We start from the raw sequence: 19,442 nt of genomic DNA on the forward strand, positions 1-19,442 counted from the left end.
TATAACCGGATGGGCCCCAAAAAGATCGAACCGAAAAAAATATACAAGAAAAAGCCGCCAGAATTATTTTCTGACGACTTTTCCTTATATTAAGACTTTAATTTTACTTTCAAAAACCGAGAACTAAACCGGAATTCACCCGTTGATCAATTGTTTCACTTTGGATGCAACATTTTCAGGCGTGAAACCGAATTCTTCCATGATTTTCTCACCAGGGGCACTTGCACCGAAGTGATCGATCGCGAGGATATCGCCTTCAAATCCAGTGTAGCGGTCCCAACCGAATGAGGAGCCCATTTCGATGGCGAGGCGTTTTGTGATGTTTTTCGGCAAGACGGATTCTTTGTACTTTATCCTGCTGTTCGAAACGATCCCATGATGGCATCGACACAACAGACACCGAGATGCCTTGTTCTTTCAATTGCTTCTGTGCATCAATTGCCAGGCTAACTTCAGATCCAGTCGCTAGAAGCAATGCTTGTGCGTCATCAGCTGGAGACACGACGTAAGCGCCTTTTTCGACGCCTTCTTCTGCTTTTTCACCAGTCGTTTCGAGAACCGGCAAGTTTTGGCGGGACAATACGAGCAAGGTCGGCTTGTCTTTAGACGTGAGCGCCAATCGCCATGCTGCTTTTGTTTCGTTCGCATCGGCTGGGCGGATAATGCCCAAGTTTGGCATTGCACGAAGTGATGCAAGCTGTTCGATTGGTTCATGTGTCGGGCCGTCTTCTCCGACCGCTACGCTATCATGCGTGAACACGTAGGTAACCGGAAGACCCATTAAAGCGCCTAGGCGGATCGCTGGGCGGACGTAGTCACTGAACACGAAGAACGTACCGCCGAAGACATGCAAGCCGCCGTGAAGCGCCATGCCGTTAAGTGCAGCGCCCATCGCGAATTCACGAACACCGAACCAGATATTGCGGGCTTCTGGATGCTCAGCACCGAAGTCGCCGCCGTCTTTGATATTGGTTTTGTTCGAACCAGCAAGGTCAGCGCTGCCGCCGAAGAACGAAGGAACCGTCTTAGCGATGGCATTGACCATATCACCGGATGATGCACGCGTCGCTTGTTTTTTGCCGACTTCGTATTGTGGGAACTGTGAGTCGAAATCAGCCGGCAAGTCACCGCGGATCGCTGCTTGCAGCTGGGAAGCAAGTTCAGGATGCTGCTCTTCGTACTGCTTGTACAATTCGTTCCAAGCTGTTTCCGCTTTAGCTCCTAGTGATTCTGTCGCTTCTTTGAAGGTTTCGTAAACTTCTTCCGGAACATGGAAATCTTGATCGAACGTCCATTTATAATATTCTTTCGTCAATTTCATTTCGTCTTCGCCAAGTGGTGCACCGTGCGAATCCGCTTTACCGGATTTGTTCGGGGAACCATAGCCGATGACGGTCTTGACTTCCACCAATGTCGGTTTGTCAGTAGATTTTTTCGCTTCAGCGATTTTTGCAGACAAATCGTCCATATCGTTGCCGTTATCCACACGCAGATAGTTCCAGCCGTATGACTCGAAACGCTTCTGGATGTTCTCTGAGAAACTCATCGACAAATCGCCGTCGAGTGAAATGTCGTTGCTGTCATACAAAACGACCAATTTATCCAGTTTGAGGTGCCCTGCAAGCGAAATCGCTTCTCCGGCAACCCCTTCCATCAAATCCCCGTCTCCACAAAGAGCGAACGTGTGGTGGTCGATGATGTCGAGGCCATCTTTATTGTATGTAGCTGCTAAATGGCGTTCTGCCATTGCCATGCCGACTGCCATGCCGATCCCTTGGCCAAGCGGTCCTGTTGTCGCTTCGACACCGACTGTATGCTTGTATTCAGGATGTCCTGGCGTCTTCGAATCCCATTGGCGGAAGTTTTTGATTTCCTCCATCGGCAATCCGTATCCGCTTAAATGAAGCAAGCTGTAAAGAAGCATGGAGCCGTGTCCTGCTGACAGGACGAAACGGTCGCGGTTGAACCAGTCTGGGTTGTTCGGGTTATGGTTCATATGTTTTGTCCAGAGTGTATACGCCATTGGAGCGGCGCCCATTGGAAGTCCCGGGTGTCCGGAATTGGCTTTTTCAATAGCATCGATGGAAAGTGTTCGAATGGTATTTACTGCAAGTTGATCTGCATGGTTTGACATAGTGACATCCTCTCTGAAACTAAATTTAATCCTATTCTAGTTTAGTCAACTCTAGGGAAGAATACAACGAAAAAGAGAATAAGTATTAATTCAAATACTTATTCTCCCGTTTATTTTTAATTTTGTCTGGCGTTACGTCTTTTCCTTCCGGATCGATGACGGTGACATTTTCAATCGTCCCACGCATCGACTTTCGGAAACTTTGCAAGTATTCCTGGCGCAGTGCCGATTGTTCTTTTGCTTCTTCTTGCGACAGCCCATCGCGCTTGGACTTTTTGGACAGTTCATTGATGCGTCCAATCTTATCTGGAGATAGCATGTAAAGTCCCCCTTTCTACTGCTCCATGGTACAAAAAAAGGCGGGACAGTGCAAGATTTCAGCTTTCTTTCATTTGCTGGTACTCGCGGAAACGGCGGTGTACCGTCGCTTTGCTTGCCTGGTAGCCGAAGCCTTGCAGTGTGACGGCGATTTCATGGAAGGTCAAGCCGCTCGCTTTTAAGCTGACGATCTGGTCTACCGGAAGATCCAGCCGCTCACGTCCGTCCGGATTGCCTTTTCCTTTTAAATTGCGTTCCGGTTTATAGCCGTTCTCCACCGCACGCTTCATGCCCCGTTTGATCTTGGCGTTGTGGATTTTGCGCTGGTATTCTTCCACGATGGCCAAGATTTCAAGGACCATGTCATCCATATCGTTCAAAGCGATCGGGCCATGGTCGGACAGCGTATAAACATCCACCTCATGTTTTTTCATGACATGCAGCAAAGCGATGCGTGCGTGCCCCCTGCCAAGACGCGTCTCATCCTGGATGAAGACGGCATCGACCTTTTCGCTTTTAACTTGGTTGAGCATTTCGAGAAGCCCTTCACGATCCATTTCATAGCCACTGTGCTGGTCACTATAAACATCTTCCACCAGATAGCCTTGCTCGAATGCAAACGACAGCAATTCTTCTTCCTGCCGTTCGAGTGAAGTTTCCTGCTCGTCTTTAGTGGTACTGACACGGCAGTAAACTAGAGCTTTTTTCTTCATTCTGCATCACCTGCATAATATTTAGTTTCATCCGGCGTGAAGTTCAACTGTTCTGCTGGAATCTTCAATGATTGCCCTGCCACGATTTTCGTCGTCTTCAAATTATTCACTTCCATGATCTCTTCTATCCATTCATGATGGGGAGTTTCGCCGCTGAACGATTCAGCTAACTCCCATAGCGTATCACCTTTTTCAATTTGCAGCTCGCCCAATTGCTGCTTTTCGGCGTTATGGCTGATCACCGTGTAAAATGTAAACACTACTATGAGTGAGAAAAAGAAAACTAAATATGAGTTCCGTCGAAAGAATGTCATTCAAGCCGCCCCCTTTAGAATATTTGTTCGGAATGTATGTTCTCATAATAAAGCGAACAGACGTTTCTTGTCAAGATTAAATTCGAACCTATGTTTGCATTTCAATGCCCGAGTTGCTATACTATAGATAGTTAATCTTGAATAAATCCTATAAAGAGGTGAAACTGGTGAAAAAGTATCTAAGCGTCAGGAAGACATCCTGAATTTCATAAAAGATGAAGTCCGTGCAAAGGCTATCCACCCTCCGTCCGGGAGATTGGCGGAAGCGGTCGGCCTTGCATCCAGTTCAACTGTCCACGGCCATCTAGCGAGACTCGAAAGCAAAGGGCTAATCCGCCGCGACCCAACCAAACCAAGAGCCATCGAAATCATCGGTTCGGAAGAAGCGCTCATCGATAAGAGCCCTGTCCACCATGTGCAGCAAAACGGGAAAGGCACAGCGGGCATGCAGAACACTGCAATAGAAAACGTCGAAGAATAATTCAAGCTGACGAAAAAATACGGAACGGAAGAAGACCATATCTTCATGCTGGAGATCATGGGTGAAAGTATGATCGAAGCCGGTATCCTGAATGGCGATTATGTCGTCGTCAAGCAACAGCAGACTGCGGATAACGGGGACATCGTTGTCGCCATGACCGAGGAAAATGAAGCAACGGTCAAACGATTCTTCCGTGAAGACAATTACTTCCGCCTGCAACCCGAAAATTCATCGATGGATCCGATTATCGTCGACCAGGTGAGCATTCTCGGGAAAGTCGTCGGTGTCTACCGCCAAATCCATTAAGCAGCTTGCTTCAATACAAGAAGCCATAGAAAAAAGGAGGAAAGCATGACTTCCTCCTTTTTTCTATGGTTTTTTCCGCTTCATAATCATCTTATGTAATCCTAATGATGGAAAAGCAGCCGGAGATGAATCTCTCCAGCTGCTTTTATTGTCTTTTAATTAGCTTGCGTTTCTGTCACGACGATGTATTTGACCAAGTTGATGGTGATGCGGTAAATCTTGCCATTCGCTTCGTCCGTCAATTCATAGGTGCCATTTGATGGCACTTGGCTTATGGCCGACTCCTTGTCGATCGCTTTTACTGTATGCACGATGGTATTTCCTTGATCAAAGAAGAATTCTACTTGAAACGTTTTCACCGAGATTCCTCCCTTCGAAATGAATGGAAATGCATATATTAGTGTAGCACAAACTATCTTCTAGTTTCGGTTTTGCCATTCCTTGAAGATCATCACTTTCAAGGCAAGCATTTCTTCCTCATTCAAATCATCATCGAGTTCATCCATTACCTGTTCAGCCGTCATCGTATCATTTTCGACTGCATCCTTCATTTTCAGCAAGTTACGGAAACCGACTTTTTCCATCATGACACTGGCTGCATCCTCTTTAGTCTCAAAAGCTAACTCCTGCTCTTCCGGCACTTGTGGCGGGTCAACTTCAATAGAATCCCCTTCATCGATGGTACCCTCTTCAAACTGCTCGTCCATCCCGCTGTCTTGCGCTTCTTCTGGAATCACTTGTTGCGACTGCCATTCTTCCATATAGCGGCTGACTTCTGGGTCCGCTTCGATTTGCTGTACCATTTCCTCCATCTTACCGCTTTGCTCGAGTTCTTCAAATGCTTTTTGCGCTACTGCCTCCGACGATAGATTCGGCCCCACTGCATACAAGGCGATTCCCGCGAACGAAAAGGCAATAAGAAATACGATGATGACATTCATAAACCGCATTTTATCCCTCCAGATATTAAAAGTTCTTTCATATAAGTAAAATCTTACCACGTTTTCACCGCTCAGCGTATGTGTGAAAGGGCACAATCTTTAGACAGTTTCCCTTGAGTTCGCCTTATACTTTTTACCGTATGGCCTAAGTCATTATCAATCATAAAAAAAACCGGAGCGCTGGGCTCCGGTTTTTTTCTATTAATACATTTTCAGGTATTGCTCGCGCTCCCATGGGTGGACGCTAGTTCTAAACATATCCCATTCGATTTCCTTCGCTTCCACGAAGTTATTCAAAATGTGTGAACCGAGCGCTTTTGTCATGACTTCATCGTTTTGCAACTCGTCAAGCGCTGCATACAATGTGCCTGGCAGATCTTCAATGCCGACTTCTTTGCGTTCTTTGCGGTTCATCGCATAGATATTGCGGTCAACAGCTTTTGGCGGAGTCAAGTCACGCTTGATGCCATCAAGGCCAGCGCCGAGCAGTACAGCCATTGCCAAGTAAGGATTCGCAGCAGGGTCAACAGAACGCACTTCTACGCGCGTAGACAAACCGCGTGAAGCAGGGATGCGGATCAACGGGCTGCGGTTCTGGCCAGACCAAGCGATATAGCAAGGTGCTTCATAACCAGGAACCAAACGCTTGTAAGAGTTGACTGTCGGGTTTGTCACAGCGGTAAATCCTTTAGCGTGCTCAATAATGCCAGCCAAGAATTGGTACGCTGTTTTGCTCAACTTCATGTCGCCGTCTTCGTCAAGGAAAGCATTTTCGTTGCCTTTGAACAAGGAAACGTTCATGTGCATGCCCGATCCGTTGACGCCGAACAATGGTTTCGGCATGAATGTTGCGTGAAGGCCGTGTTTACGGGCAATCGTTTTAACAACCAATTTAAACGTTTGGATATCATCACACGCTTTGATGGCATCTGCATATTTAAAGTCAATTTCATGCTGTCCTGGCGCTACTTCGTGGTGGGATGCTTCGATTTCAAAGCCCATTTCCTCCAGCTCAAGCACGATATCGCGTCGGCAGTTTTCGCCAAGGTCCATCGGTGCCAAGTCAAAATAGCCACCGTGGTCATTCAGCTCAAGAGACGGTTCGCCTCTTTCATCAAGTTTGAACAGGAAGAATTCCGGCTCTGGCCCTAGGTTGAAATGAGTGAATCCAAGTTCTTCCATCTCTTTCAAGACACGCTTCAAGTTTGTACGTGGGTCGCCAGCAAATGGCGTTCCGTCTGCATTATAAATATCGCAGATCAGACGTGCAACTTTTCCTTTTCCTGTAATCCATGGGAATACAACCCATGTATCAAGGTCTGGGAACAAATACATATCGGATTCTTCGATGCGGACGAAGCCGTCGATTGAAGATCCATCAAACATCATTTTGTTGTCGAGTGCTTTTTCAAGCTGGGATGTTGGGATTTCTACGTTTTTGATAACGCCGAGAATGTCGGTGAATTGCAGGCGGATAAAATTGACGTCTTCTTCTTTTACCAAACGAATAATGTCTTCTTTTGAATACTTGCTCATGTACTGTTCACTCTCCTAGGTTATATTATGTAGCCCGCTTATTTAAAGAAACGGGATAAATCACCGTGTCGTTGGGATGCCTGGCTGAACGGCCGCGCCTGATGCTTCATCTCCTCGCGCAGCAAGCTGCGGAGTTCTGCATCGCTCAATGTCTTCGGCTCGGCTTGATCGTTAAGCGGCATCTCTTTTGTTTCGTACAGTTTTCTGATGCCTGCAACATTGAGTCCCTGCTCCAGATAATCCTTGATCTCGAGCAGCGCATCGACATCATTTAATGAAAACATGCGCTTATTGCCTTCTGTCCTGGCCGGACTGATCAGCTTTTGCTCTTCGTAATAGCGTATTTGCCGTGCTGTCAAATCCGTCAGTTGCATTACGATGCTGATCGGGAGAATGGGCATGGTGCGGCGAACCCGATTTGTCATAAGTTTCACCCATTTCACTAATTACTACATTTTCAGTTTATTACATGTCAGGTTATTTGTCAAACAGATGTTAGATTTTCTGACATGATTTTTTGCACATTGTTTTGAAAAGCAATTATAGCAATTGTTCTTTCTCCAGAGCTTGCAATGCATTGACGACCGCCAGCTTCACATGTTCATAAGTCAATCCGCCTTGGACAAATGCGGTAAATGGCGACCGGATCGGCCCGTCAGCCGTCAATTCGATGCTAGCGCCTTGAACAAAGGTACCGGCTGCCATGATGACATCATCTTCGTAGCCCGGCATATAAGCAGGCTCGGGCAGAAACTGTGCATTGACCGGGGAATTCGCTTGGATCGCACGGCAAAACGCCACCATCTGTTCAGCCGTCTGGAATGAAACCGACTGGATCAGGTCTGTCCGTGCCGCACTATAATGAGGGCTGGTTTTCATACCGGCCGTCTCCAACAGAGCTGCGGTGAAAACCGCCCCTTTCAAGGCTTGTGACACGATATGTGGAGCCATGAAAAATCCTTGATACATGTCAGCGAGCGCATTGAGAGAAGCTCCAGCCTCCCCTCCTATACCCGGAGAGGTCATCCGATAAGCGCATTTTTCAACAAAAGTGCGTTTGCCAGCGATGTATCCGCCGATTTTGGCAAGGCCGCCTCCCGGATTCTTGATTAAAGAGCCGGCTATGAGATCTGCACCCGCTTCAATTGGCTCTTCGGTTTCTACGAACTCGCCGTAGCAATTGTCGACGAATATGACAGCATCCGGCTTGATTTCCCGGATTTTTTCGACCATGCCCTTGATTTCGCTGATGGTGAAAGAAGGCCGGTTATCATACCCTCTCGAACGCTGAATCGCAATCATTTTGGTATTGTCTGCGATGGCTTGTTCAACAGACGGCCAATCCACTTGATGCTGTTCGTCCAGTTCTACGTGCCGGTAGGAAATATCAAAATCCTTGAGGGAACCTGTATCCTCATCTCCACCCGAGACGATCGAAGCGAGCGTGTCATAGGGCTGGCCTGTGATATACAATAGTTCATCCCCTGGCCGCAAAATCCCGAACAGTGAAATGGTAATGGCGTGCGTGCCTGAAATGATCTGCGGGCGGACAAGCGCCGCTTGCGCTTTAAACACATCGGCATAGACACGCTCCAATGTATCTCTGCCTTCGTTATCATATCCGTAGCCTGTAGAAGGGTGGAAGTGATGGTCGCTCACTTTCTGGCGATGGAAGGCTTCAAGCACTTTCTGCTGATTTTGCAATGCGATGTAATCTGCCGCTTCTAATTGCGGTCGAATCATATCTTCTGTCTTTTTGATTAGGTTATACATAGGAATCTCCATTTCTCTTCGGTGGTTGATTGCTCATTAGGCTATTTGAAAATGACTTCAATTCTGCTACAATTCATAGAGTTGTTTAAGTTAAGGAGGGCGTCGAATAATGGCTTGGGAAGTACTAAGCGCCATCGGGACCATTGCTTTCGCGGTATCCGGGGCAATCATCGCCATGGAAGAGGAATACGATATTTTCGGCGTCTATCTGCTTGGCGTCGTTACCGCATTCGGCGGCGGAGCCATCCGCAATCTATTGATTGGGGTGCCCGTATCCGCTCTATGGGAACAGGAATTCATGTTCCAATTAGCGCTCATCTCCATTACAATCGTGTTCTTGTTCCCGCATAAGACACTCGGCCATTGGAATCGCTGGGGCCATTTCTTCGATGCGATCGGCTTGTCCGCATTCGCGGTACAAGGCGCTTTATTTGCGGTCGAATTAGGGTTGCCGGTCTATGCAGCTGTTGTGGCTGCAGTGTTGACAGGGTCAGGCGGCGGCATGGTGCGGGATCTTCTCGCGGGAAGAAAGCCTTTGGTGTTGAAGGCGGAAATATATGCTGTTTGGGCAGCAATCGCAGGATTGTTGATCAGCATTGATGTTATCCGAACCGATTTTATGCTTTACGCCTTGTTTTTGGCTATTACATCGCTGAGGATCTTATCCTATACGTATAAGTGGAAATTGCCGACACGAAAAATACTCACCACATCATAAAAGCCGACCGGCAATTGCCGATCGGCTTTTTCTCATCCGTAAACTGTAACGCCGCGCCATGACGACATGCCGCCGTCGACATTGACTGAATGGAATCCGTTCGATTCCAAGTATTCTGCAGCTTTTGCGCTGCGGCCACCTGCCTGGCAGACGACATAGTACTGTTTCGAGGAATCCAATTCCTCGGTGCGCTCCGGCAATTCACCGAGTGGAATGTGCCGGGCTCCTGGAATCATGCCGGCAGCCACTTCATCTTTCTCGCGAACATCAATGATGTGGAGTTCGTCTCCAGCATCGACTTTCTGGTTCAGTTCATCTGTGCTGATTGATTTCATCCGCTGCCCCTCCTATCTTGCTGTGCAATTGCCCCACTTACTCCTGATGTTCGATCGACACCGGTTTTGCCGGTGAAAAAGTCGAAATGGCATGCTTGTAGATCAATTGCTGCTTGCCTTCCGTCTCCACGAGTACCGTGAAATTATCGTAGGATTTGATGGTGCCTTTCAATTGGAAGCCGTTCAGCAAAAACACCGTAACGAATATATTGTTTTTGCGCAGCTGGTTTAAATATACATCTTGGATATTAACCGGTTTCATGGAACTCCCCCTGTTTCTCTAGCGTATAGTTTTGGCCATTTGTTCAATTCGACGATTCCGGTCGTTTTCCTGCCAGAAACGCATAATTTCTCCCAAATTGTTTTCTGGATCTGCTGTCGCATCCAGCCAAAGAATCGGCATTTTATTGCGGAAATATGTAAATTGACGCTTGGCGTATTGTCTTGAATTGCGTTTCAGTTTCGCAACCGCCTCTTCCAATGAATACATGCCATCGAAATATGCATACAATTCCTTATAGCCGATCGCTTTAATGGACTGGACATCACGCAGACCGCTGTCATACAAGCGCCGGACTTCATCCAACAATCCCGATTCCATCATCCCGTCGACGCGGCTATCGATGCGCTCATACAGTTTAGCCCTCGGAACGTCGAGGCCGATGATCAATTCATCATACATCGGCGTCCTTGCCAGACTGCCGTCCTCTTTTTCCTCGCCGCTCAATAAAATTTCCAGTGCACGCAGGACGCGCCGTGTATTGTTCGGGTGGATGTCGATGTCCGGATCCAAGGCCATTAATTTGCTGTGCATCGCCTCGGGCCCAAGGTGTTCGAGCTCAGCTTGCAACGCGTGCCTGAGTTCTTCATCGACTTGCTGCTTGGAGAAGCGGTAATCGAACAGCACCGATTGGACATATAGCCCCGTCCCACCGACGATGATCGGAAGCTTGCCGCGCTGTTGGATTTCCGCAATCTTCTCGCGGACCAGCGATTGGTATTCGGCAACTGAAAACGATTCGTCCGGGTCCCGAATGTCGAGCAAGTGATGCGGGATACCGTCCATCTCCTCCGGCCGGATTTTAGCCGTGCCGATATCCATTCCTCGATAAACCTGCATTGAATCCCCGTTGATGATCTCTCCATTCAAACGTTTGGCGAGTTCGATGCTAAGTGCGGTCTTGCCGGAAGCAGTCGGGCCGACAATGGCGATCACTTCAACCATAATCATTTATCCAATCGACAATGACTTGCTGGTACGTTTCAGCGTTCAACTCTTGCAGCACTTCGTGGCGGCCTTCTTCTGCCATATAGACTTTCACGTTTTCGATGCCTGCTTTATCAAATTGGGCCGCCGCTTCGAATACGCCGCTGCCTTTTGCGCCGACCGGGTCCATCGATCCGCTGATGAACAAGACGGGGAGATTTTTGGGAATTCGCCTGACTTCATCCATTTGATGAATGATCCCTAAGCCTTCGAACAAGTCGACATAAAATTGATTGGCCATTTCAAATCCGCACCACGGATCCGCTTCGTATTGTGCGACTGTTTCTCTATTGCGGCTCAACCAGGAAAACTTGGATTTTTCATCCAGAAAATCTTTATTGTAACTGCCGAAGATCAACTTCCCGAGAAACGGGTTGATCTTTGATTTCCCTTCGAGTCTGCTAAAGCTCTTCGCGACAGCGATGCCTGCAGACAATGAAAATCCAGGATGCCCTCCGGTACCAGACAGCACAGCGCAGTCCACTTGCTTTCCATAACGCTGCAAATAGCGCCTGGCGACAAACGATCCCATCGAATGGCCGATCAGCGTGAATGGCAGCTTGCCAATTTCTTCTTGTGCATGAACAATAGCTTCGTGTGCATCTTCGACGACGCGCAAGAAGCCCTCGTTTTCCGCAAAGTACCCAGCTGAACCATTGTGTTCCGCTGTTTTGCCGTGCCCTCTTTGGTCATGCGCTGACACTGTAAATCCTTGTTCGTTAAGTAAATGGATAAAATCTTGGTAGCGGCCGCTATGTTCAGCCATTCCGTGGATAATATGCACATGGCCTTTCGGATTTTCCGCCCTATGCAAGCTGCAGTGGAGTTCGTGGCCATCCGATACCCGAACGAATGAACTTGTCATGTCCATTGATCCACTTCCTTTCTCTAATCTTATAATGAAGCATCTTCTACCATTCCCTTCAGCACACACAGGTAAGCACTGGCACTCAATTCATTACGCGCTTGAACATTTTTTCGATGTCGTAAGTTTTGAAATGAATGATAACCGGACGTCCGTGGGGGCAAGTGAATGGCTGTTCCGCATTTTTCAAATCAGCCAGTAGACGTTCCATATCATGCTTTTGCAGAAAGTGGTTCGCTTTGATTGAACGTTTGCAGCTCATCATGATGGCCGCATCTTCACGCAGTTTCTTGATATCGATCCTGCGCTCGGCTAACACTTGTTCAATTAAATCCTCGATGACTTCCTGTTCAAAGCCTTTCGGGAACCAGGTCGGGTATTCCCGTACAATGAAAGTCGTATCGCCAAATTCCTCAAGGAACACGCCGCTTTCTTCCAAAGCATTCAATTGCTCTTTCAAATGCAGCGCTTCGTCACGGCTGTAATGGAAGGTTAACGGCAAAAGCAGTGACTGCCGTTCATTCGAATCGATATCGCCGACTTTTTCGCGGAAAAATTCATACTTGATGCGTTCTTGTGCAGCGTGCTGGTCGACCAAATAAAAGCCGTCCGAGCTTTGCGCCACAATATAGGTCCCGTGGATCTGGCCGACTACTTCAAGTTCCGGAAATTGCGGACTATCGTCAAGAGCTTGACGGCTTTCGGGTTCATCAAAAGGCCCCTGCACGTCTTCGACCGGTTCCTGGGCCTGTTCATTGACTGGTTCAAGCCTAGGCTCCAGATGGAATTCTTCGACCCGTTCCTGCAGCTTATCCTGTTTCCAATCCATCGATGACAAGGGTTCCGGTTGATGGCGCACCGTTTCTTCAACGGGGCGCTTCCACAAATCCAATTGCCTGCTCGGCGCCTGCTTGGCCGGCTTCGGCTTTTCGATGACCGGCGCACGCACGGCGGTCTGGATGGCACGTCGAATCGTGTCATGGACCAGTTCGAGCAATTCCTTTTCTTTGCTCAGCCGGATTTGCTGTTTCGAAGGATGCACGTTGACATCGGTCAAATAGGGGTCCCCTTTAATGTTCAAGACGACAATCGGCTGGCGCTCAAGCGGCAGGAAAGTATGGTACGCCTTATGCACCGTATTGGCGATGGCGTAATGCTTGACCCAGCGGCCATTGACGAACAACGAGATGTAATTTTTATTGGCGCGCGTAATTTCAGGAAGTGAGGCAAAGCCTTCGATTTGGTAATCAGGAGATTCGCCTTCAAAAGCGACCATTTTCTTGGCGATGGCCTCCGTAAATATCCGCCAGCACACGGCGGATCTCACCGCTGCCCGCTGTCTGCAGCAATTGCTTGCCGTCATGGACCAAGCGGAATGAAATCCCTGGATAACTGAGCGCGAAACGGTTCATCAAATCAATCGTATGCCCGAGTTCCGTCTGCAAGGTTTTCATGTACTTCAACCTTGCAGGCGTATTGAAAAACAACTGGCCGATGCGGATATCCGTCCCTTGCCGCAATGCCCCTGCACGCTGTTCAATGAGTCGCCCCCCTTCAATTTCCAGGTGGGTTCCTGTCGCTCCGTCGGACGTGTGCAACACCACTTTCGAGACGGAGGCGATACTTGCCAGCGCCTCCCCGCGGAAGCCGAGCGTGCGGATGCGGAACAGATCATGTTCATTCTCGATTTTGCTCGTGGCATGTCTAGAAAAAGACAATAACGCATCTTCTTCGTCCATCCCCGCCCCGTTATCGATAATTTGTATCGATGTCAGCCCTGCTTCCTGCAAGAGCACTTCTATAGCCGTGCTGCCGGCATCGATTGCATTTTCCACCAATTCCTTGACGACAGAAGTCGGGCGTTCGACGACTTCCCCTGCCGCGATTTTATTGGACAGCGGTTCGTCCATCAACCGGATTTTGCCCATGGGATCAGCCTCCTCCGCTTATTTTCTCCTGCAAGTCGTTGATTAGCTGCAATGCTTCAAGCGGCGTCATGCGTGAAATCGATGCATCTTTGATGGATTGCAGCACTTCTTCGTTCACCGTATCGCGTTCATCAAAAAACGATAATTGCTCTGCCTGCTGTTGCGTTTTATGGTTATCCGCCTCAAAACTAAGCAATAATTCGCGCGCACGGCGCAAAATCGCTTCGGGCAAATTGGCCAGTTCCGCCACATGGACGCCGTAGCTCTTATCGGCCGGCCCGCGTTTCACTTTATGCAAAAAGACGACTTTTCCGGATTGCTCCATTGCCGAGACATGGACATTGCTCAGCTTCGGCAATGTTTCTTCCAAAGCCGTCAATTCGTGGTAATGCGTCGAGAACAAAGTATTGGCGCCGATCTGTTCATGGATGTATTCAATCATCGACTGTGCCAACGCCATGCCGTCATAAGTGGAGGTGCCGCGGCCGATTTCATCGAATAACAACAAACTGCGTTCTGTCGCATGGGTGATGGCGTATTGCGATTCCATCATCTCGACCATGAATGTACTTTGGCCGGAGACAAGATCATCCGCAGCACCGATGCGCGTGAAGATCTGGTCGACAATCGGCAATTCCGCAGAAGCCGCCGGGACGTAGCTGCCGATCTGTGCCAGCACGATCGTCAAAGCGACTTGGCGCATATAAGTGCTTTTCCCGGACATGTTCGGGCCTGTGATCAATAGCATATTGCCGTCGTCGCTGAGTTCACAGTCGTTCGGTACATAATGCTGTTTATTGAGCATTTTCTCAACGACCGGATGGCGGCCTTCGCGGATCGAAATTTTCCGCCCGTCATTAAAGGCCGGTTTCGTGAAGCGGTATTTTTCCGCGACTTCCGAAAAGCTAATATAGACGTCGAGCGCGCTGACTTTCGAAGCCAATTGCTGGATGCGTGAAATGTATTCCTTTACTTGCTCGCGCACGCTGACGAATAATTCGTATTCCAGTGTCAGGCTCTTTTCTTCAGCCGTTAAAATCAAAGTTTCTTTTCTTTCAATTCCGGCGTAATATAGCGCTCTGCGTTTGCCAAGGTCTGTTTTCTTTCGTATCGTTCAAGGTCCGCCAAATGCATATTGGCTTTTGAAATTTCAATATAATAGCCGAAAATCCGGTTATAGCCGATCTTCAACGATCGAATTCCGGTTTTGGCCCGTTCTTTTTGCTCGAGTTCCGCAATCCAATCCTTGCCGTTTCGTGAAGCGTCCCGGTATTCATCCAATTGCGCGTTAAAGCCGTCGCGGATGATGCCGCCTTCTTTGGCGGATAGTGGCGGATTGTCGCTGATCGCTGCCAGCAACTCGCATACTTCCGGGCAAGGATCCAAACCGGCGCTGAATTGCTCGAGCGAGGCGTGGCCTGAATCTTCAAGCTCGCGTACGAGTTCTGGAATCTTCTCCAAGGAATTGCGCAGCTGCGCCAAATCCCGCCCGCTCGCGCTGCCGAATGCCACACGTCCAGACAAACGCTCCAAGTCATACACTTGTTTCAATAATTGCTGCAATTCCACTCGCACGAAATAGCGGTCCATTAAAGCTTCGACCATTTGTTGCCGTGCTTCGATTGCAAAGCGGTCCGCCAAGGGCTGATGAAGCCATTGCTTTAACTTGCGGCTGCCCATGGCCGTGACCGTTTCGTCCAATAGCCATAATAACGTGCCTTTATTGTCTCCGCCTCGAATGGATTCTATCAACTCAAGATTACGTTTCGAGTAATAATCAATGCCCAGGATGCGGGCATTTTCACGGAATGCGAAGGGCTGGATATGGCCGAGCGATTGCTTTTGGGTCGCTGCGATATAGGCAAGCAATCGCTTGCCGCATATTTCCAGCTCGCTTGGGCAGTTGGCGAACAAGGCCGGTTCCGCCGTAAACGGCGCTTCTATATGCTCGACTGACAAAATGAGTTGCTGGTCTTCTTCTGCGAGCAATAAGCGCAATTGCTCGGAGACGACCAATTCGCGGATATGCAGCGCCTGGAGTTCATTAAGCAATGCTTTTTCGTTGCCTGCTATGTATGTGGCGGTCGATTCACCCGTGGAGATGTCCAAATACGCAAGGCCGAAACCGCCTGCCACTTCATCGGCCGCCGCAATGAAATTATTCGCCTTGGCATCGACGCTTTTGCCTTCGGTGTGTGTCCCAGGCGTGATCAGCCGGACCACTTCGCGCTTCACTACGCCTTTAGTCATTTTCGGATCTTCCACTTGTTCACATACCGCAACTTTATGTCCTTTTTGGATCAGCTGGTCGATATAGTTTTTCGCGGAATGATGAGGAACTCCACACATCGGAATGCGGTCATCCCCGTTTCCGCCGCGGCTCGTCAATGTGATTTCTAGCAGCTGGGATGCTTTGATGGCGTCGTCGTAGAACATTTCATAAAAATCGCCCAAACGGAAAAACAGGAACGCATCCTGGTACTCGGATTTCACTTGCAAATATTGTTGGATCATTGGTGTCGGTGCCATTGTCTACCCTCTCTCATTCAATCAATTGTTCGTTTCCCCATTATAACAAACTCGCAGTGAGAAACGAAAAAACTGAAAGAGCTGGGCTCTTTCAGTTTCTATAAGATCACTGCGCAAGTCGTTCCGCGCTGTGGATTATGAGCAGCTTCCGCCGCCATCGTTTCTTACTTTGGATCCTGTTTCGCCGCGCAGCAAGTCGCCGCCGGTATCTGTGATGATGTTGTTCGTCACCTGATTGGCGATCGCCGTAGAAACCATCTGCAATAGCGAGTTGACATCGCTTTGTGATTGCTTGAATTCCTGAACGATCGGCACAGCGTCGATTTCATCTTCGATTTTCTGGATTTTCTTCTCGATCAATTCAAGCGCACGTTCTTTCCCGTAGTGCTGGAAATTGACCGCTTGTTTTTGAAGGCTTTTCAAGCTGGCGATTTTTTCACGGATCTGCTGGTTTTCATTGATCTGTGCTTCTGCACGTTTAAAGAAATCCACTTCTTCTGTTTCAGCGATCATGTCCGCTACTTCACGCGCTTTATCGACGATTTGTTGTTTTGTATAAGTCATTACCGTAGACACCCATTTCCTGGTCCGGTGCCGAGAGCTGGCATCAGACACTGTATTTTGATTTTCTTTATCTGTCAGAACACTTTCGCTTACGATTGTACAGTGAATTCGCTAAGCACGACAAGAATTTCGTCTCAAGCCAGCCATTCGTCCATCTCTAACCATTATACTGAACGGATGGGGCTTGATACAAGCTGTCCGGGCAATTGTCGTTAATTCGACATCGGGATCATGCCTGGAAAGGGTAATCCTCATTGATATAGATTCTCTCGCAACTCAAAGCTTTCCCTGTATTGTCGTCAATCTCCGTGAAAAATCCGCTGACGACCGAACGGCCTGTTTTTGGCACTTCAAAGCGCGTCGGCATATTCGTCTTGAAACGGTATAGAACCGAGTCTTTTTTCATGCCAAGGATTTCGTCGTACGGGCCGGTCATGCCGACATCCGAAATATACGCCGTTCCGCCAGGGAGGACGCGTGCATCCGCTGTTTGGACATGGGTGTGCGTCCCGACGACAACAGAAGCGCGGCCATCCAAATGCCAGCCCATCGCAATCTTTTCGCTTGTCGCTTCCGCATGGAAGTCGACGAAGACGAGCGGCGACACTTGCTTGGCTTCTTCGATCAATTCATCTGCCATCTTGAATGGATCGTCATGTGCAGGAAGGAACACGCGGCCGTGCAAATTGATGACCGACAAAGTTTTGCCGTTTTTCGTGACAGTTGCCATGCCACGTCCAGGTGCCTCTTCCGAAAAGTTCGCCGGGCGGATCAAGTAATCCACATCGTCGATAAAATCAAAAATTTCTTTTTGGTCCCACGTATGGTTGCCCATCGTCACCATGTCGACCCCCATGAACAATAGATCCTGGTAAATCGATTTGGTAATGCCGCGTCCTGCAGCGGCGTTCTCGCCGTTTGCGATGACGACATCCGGTGCATATTTGCGCTTCAGTCTCGGCAAATACGATTCCAAGGCCTCTCTTCCGATCGATCCAACAATGTCTCCAATAAATAAAACTTTCATGCAATCACCTTTCTCCATAAGAAAAAGGCTTCTTTGAATGGATATTCAACGAAGCCTTTTTCGTTTTTTTATTTTGCGTATTCAACGGCGCGCGTTTCGCGGATGACCGTTACTTTGATATGCCCTGGATAATCCAGTTCTTCCTCGATCCGCTTGCGGATATCGCGTGCAAGGCGGTGCGCTGTCATATCGTCGATCTGCTCTGGACGAACCATGATCCGAATCTCGCGGCCTGCTTGAATGGCGAACGATTTCTCGACGCCCTCGTAAGACTCTGAAATCTCTTCCAGCTTTTCAAGCCGGCGGATGTAGTTCTCGAGCGTTTCGCTTCTGGCACCTGGGCGTGCTGCGGATAATGCATCCGCTGCTGCGACGATGACCGAAATGACCGAAGTCGCTTCTGTGTCGCCGTGGTGGGAAGCGATGCTGTTGATGACGACTGGATGTTCCTTGTATTTCGTTCCGAGCTCGACGCCGATTTCCACATGGCTGCCTTCAACTTCATGGTCGATGGCTTTGCCGATATCGTGGAGCAATCCGGCACGTCTTGCGAGTGTCACATCTTCTCCAAGCTCTGCTGCCATAAGGCCTGACAAGAACGCTACTTCAACTGAGTGTTTCAGGACGTTCTGGCCATAGCTTGTGCGGTAGCGGAGTCGACCGAGTATTTTGATCAAGTCTGGATGCAAGTTATGTACACCTACGTCAAATGTGGTTTGTTCCCCAATTTCACGAATTTGTTCATCGACTTCACGTCTTGACTTCTCAACCATTTCTTCGATTCTCGCTGGATGGATGCGGCCGTCCGACACCAATTTCTCAAGTGCCAGACGCGCCGTTTCGCGGCGGATCGGATCAAATCCGGAAAGAATGACCGCTTCCGGCGTGTCATCGATAATCAAATCGATGCCGGTCAAGGTTTCAAGCGTCCGGATATTGCGTCCTTCACGCCCGATGATGCGGCCTTTCATCTCGTCATTCGGCAAGTTGACCACGGAAACAGTCGTTTCCGCTACATGGTCTGCAGCAAAGCGCTGCATCGCGAGCGACAAGATGTTCTTCGCTTTTTTGTCCGATTCTTCTTTGGCACGGGCTTCCGATTCCTTGACCATGACGGCGATGTCTGTCGACAATTCATTCTCCACTTGCTCGAGAATGATGCTTTTCGCTTCTTCGCGTGTCAAAGATGAAATCCGTTCCATTTCGGTTTGTTGCTGCTGAACCAAATTCTCAGCTTTGCTCTCCATCTGTTCAATATGCTGTTGTTTTTCGGCAAGAGCCTGATCCTTGCGTTCAAGGCCGGCCTCGCGTTTGTTTAATGCATCATCCTTGCGATCCAAATTTTCTTCTCTTTGCAACAACCGATTTTCATGTTTCTGCATTTCCGATCGGCGTTCGCGAATTTCAGATTCAGCTTCAGTACGCAATTTATGATTTTCGTCTTTCGCTTCCAGCAAGGCTTCTTTCTTTAGCGCCTCTGCTTCCCGTTTTGCATCTTCGACGACTTGCTCTGCGGAATGTTTGGCGCCAGCCATTTTGGAATCGTTTGCCTTTTTCAATGCAAAATACCCAACAACTACACCGACGATGATACCAAGCAAAGCGAAGATGAACTCAGTAATACCCATTCGGACACCTCCTCTTGCTATTGATTTTTTACATTTTCAAAGGATGAATCAATAACTCTTTGTCT

At 48.6% G+C, this 19,442-nt stretch carries 17 protein-coding genes and 4 pseudogenes; 3 read left to right on the forward strand and 18 right to left on the reverse strand.

What is annotated here, in order from left to right; translation table 11 throughout:
- Nucleotides 1–135: 135 nt before the first annotated feature.
- The 4 genes and pseudogenes from tkt to yneA form a co-directional block, all read right to left on the reverse strand.
- A pseudogene (gene tkt, locus CW734_RS10965) lies at nucleotides 136–2,134 on the reverse strand (transketolase).
- An 85-nt stretch (nucleotides 2,135–2,219) separates the two neighbouring features.
- On the reverse strand, nucleotides 2,220–2,453 hold the full coding sequence (locus CW734_RS10970; protein ID WP_058380513.1) for a DUF896 domain-containing protein: 234 nt from the start codon (nucleotides 2,451–2,453) through the stop codon (nucleotides 2,220–2,222).
- Between the two features lie 58 nt (nucleotides 2,454–2,511).
- On the reverse strand, nucleotides 2,512–3,165 hold the full coding sequence (locus CW734_RS10975) for a YneB family resolvase-like protein (RefSeq protein ID WP_101190489.1): 654 nt from the start codon (nucleotides 3,163–3,165) through the stop codon (nucleotides 2,512–2,514).
- The gene (gene yneA, locus CW734_RS10980) at nucleotides 3,162–3,479 is read right to left on the reverse strand and encodes a cell division suppressor protein YneA (RefSeq protein ID WP_058380511.1); all 318 of its coding nucleotides are present in this window, start codon (nucleotides 3,477–3,479) and stop codon (nucleotides 3,162–3,164) included. The genes CW734_RS10975 and yneA overlap by 4 nt, the downstream gene beginning before the upstream one ends.
- 181 nt (nucleotides 3,480–3,660) lie before the next feature.
- Here yneA and CW734_RS20035 point away from each other — a divergent pair.
- Nucleotides 3,661–3,960, forward strand: a pseudogene (locus CW734_RS20035) (transcriptional repressor LexA); the annotation flags it as partial.
- 6 nt (nucleotides 3,961–3,966) lie between these two features.
- Nucleotides 3,967–4,266 carry a transcriptional repressor LexA gene (gene lexA, locus CW734_RS20040; RefSeq protein ID WP_442956971.1) on the forward strand — a complete coding sequence of 100 codons (300 nt, stop codon included), beginning with the start codon at nucleotides 3,967–3,969 and terminating at the stop codon, nucleotides 4,264–4,266.
- A gap of 155 nt (nucleotides 4,267–4,421) precedes the next feature.
- On the opposite strand, the gene CW734_RS10990 is transcribed toward lexA, so the two are convergent.
- The 5 genes from CW734_RS10990 to CW734_RS11010 form a co-directional block, all read right to left on the reverse strand.
- Nucleotides 4,422–4,625 carry a hypothetical protein gene (locus tag CW734_RS10990; RefSeq protein ID WP_058380509.1) on the reverse strand — a complete coding sequence of 68 codons (204 nt, stop codon included), beginning with the start codon at nucleotides 4,623–4,625 and terminating at the stop codon, nucleotides 4,422–4,424.
- A gap of 60 nt (nucleotides 4,626–4,685) precedes the next feature.
- A complete protein-coding gene (locus tag CW734_RS10995; protein WP_101190490.1) occupies nucleotides 4,686–5,216 on the reverse strand; it encodes a hypothetical protein in 531 nt (176 codons plus the stop codon).
- A 192-nt stretch (nucleotides 5,217–5,408) separates the two neighbouring features.
- Nucleotides 5,409–6,743: a type I glutamate--ammonia ligase gene (gene glnA / locus CW734_RS11000; protein WP_101190491.1), complete on the reverse strand. Its 1,335-nt coding sequence runs from the start codon at nucleotides 6,741–6,743 to the stop codon at nucleotides 5,409–5,411.
- A 38-nt stretch (nucleotides 6,744–6,781) separates the two neighbouring features.
- Entirely contained in the window at nucleotides 6,782–7,168 is a 387-nt protein-coding gene (locus CW734_RS11005; RefSeq protein ID WP_058380506.1) for a MerR family transcriptional regulator, read from the reverse strand.
- Nucleotides 7,169–7,283: 115 nt separating this feature from the next.
- Nucleotides 7,284–8,516 carry a methionine gamma-lyase family protein gene (locus tag CW734_RS11010; protein WP_101190492.1) on the reverse strand — a complete coding sequence of 411 codons (1,233 nt, stop codon included), beginning with the start codon at nucleotides 8,514–8,516 and terminating at the stop codon, nucleotides 7,284–7,286.
- A gap of 109 nt (nucleotides 8,517–8,625) precedes the next feature.
- Here CW734_RS11010 and CW734_RS11015 point away from each other — a divergent pair, with 109 nt between their 5' ends.
- On the forward strand, nucleotides 8,626–9,234 hold the full coding sequence (locus tag CW734_RS11015; protein WP_058380504.1) for a trimeric intracellular cation channel family protein: 609 nt from the start codon (nucleotides 8,626–8,628) through the stop codon (nucleotides 9,232–9,234).
- 32 nt (nucleotides 9,235–9,266) lie between these two features.
- On the opposite strand, the gene CW734_RS11020 is transcribed toward CW734_RS11015, so the two are convergent.
- The 9 genes and pseudogenes from CW734_RS11020 to rny form a co-directional block, all read right to left on the reverse strand.
- Nucleotides 9,267–9,569: a rhodanese-like domain-containing protein gene (locus CW734_RS11020; protein ID WP_101190493.1), complete on the reverse strand. Its 303-nt coding sequence runs from the start codon at nucleotides 9,567–9,569 to the stop codon at nucleotides 9,267–9,269.
- A gap of 37 nt (nucleotides 9,570–9,606) precedes the next feature.
- Nucleotides 9,607–9,831 carry an RNA chaperone Hfq gene (gene hfq, locus CW734_RS11025; protein WP_058380502.1) on the reverse strand — a complete coding sequence of 75 codons (225 nt, stop codon included), beginning with the start codon at nucleotides 9,829–9,831 and terminating at the stop codon, nucleotides 9,607–9,609.
- An 18-nt stretch (nucleotides 9,832–9,849) separates the two neighbouring features.
- The gene (gene miaA / locus CW734_RS11030) at nucleotides 9,850–10,794 is read right to left on the reverse strand and encodes a tRNA (adenosine(37)-N6)-dimethylallyltransferase MiaA (RefSeq protein WP_101190494.1); all 945 of its coding nucleotides are present in this window, start codon (nucleotides 10,792–10,794) and stop codon (nucleotides 9,850–9,852) included.
- The gene (locus CW734_RS11035) at nucleotides 10,787–11,707 is read right to left on the reverse strand and encodes an alpha/beta fold hydrolase (protein WP_101190495.1); all 921 of its coding nucleotides are present in this window, start codon (nucleotides 11,705–11,707) and stop codon (nucleotides 10,787–10,789) included. Before CW734_RS11035 ends, miaA begins: the two co-directional genes overlap by 8 nt.
- Before the next feature lie 79 nt (nucleotides 11,708–11,786).
- Nucleotides 11,787–13,629: pseudogene (mutL, locus tag CW734_RS11040) on the reverse strand (DNA mismatch repair endonuclease MutL).
- A 4-nt stretch (nucleotides 13,630–13,633) separates the two neighbouring features.
- Nucleotides 13,634–16,158 (reverse strand): annotated as a pseudogene (mutS, locus tag CW734_RS11045) (DNA mismatch repair protein MutS).
- Nucleotides 16,159–16,293: 135 nt separating this feature from the next.
- Nucleotides 16,294–16,722: a YlbF/YmcA family competence regulator gene (locus CW734_RS11050; RefSeq protein ID WP_058380497.1), complete on the reverse strand. Its 429-nt coding sequence runs from the start codon at nucleotides 16,720–16,722 to the stop codon at nucleotides 16,294–16,296.
- A 229-nt stretch (nucleotides 16,723–16,951) separates the two neighbouring features.
- A complete protein-coding gene (locus CW734_RS11055) occupies nucleotides 16,952–17,749 on the reverse strand; it encodes a TIGR00282 family metallophosphoesterase (protein ID WP_058380496.1) in 798 nt (265 codons plus the stop codon).
- Between the two features lie 68 nt (nucleotides 17,750–17,817).
- Complete coding sequence (rny, locus tag CW734_RS11060) at nucleotides 17,818–19,377, reverse strand: ribonuclease Y (protein ID WP_058380495.1); 1,560 nt, start codon at nucleotides 19,375–19,377, stop codon at nucleotides 17,818–17,820.
- Between the last annotated feature and the right edge of the window lie 65 nt (nucleotides 19,378–19,442).

The sequence above is a fragment of the Planococcus sp. MB-3u-03 genome, assembly GCF_002833405.1.
Taxonomy (GTDB): domain Bacteria; phylum Bacillota; class Bacilli; order Bacillales_A; family Planococcaceae; genus Planococcus.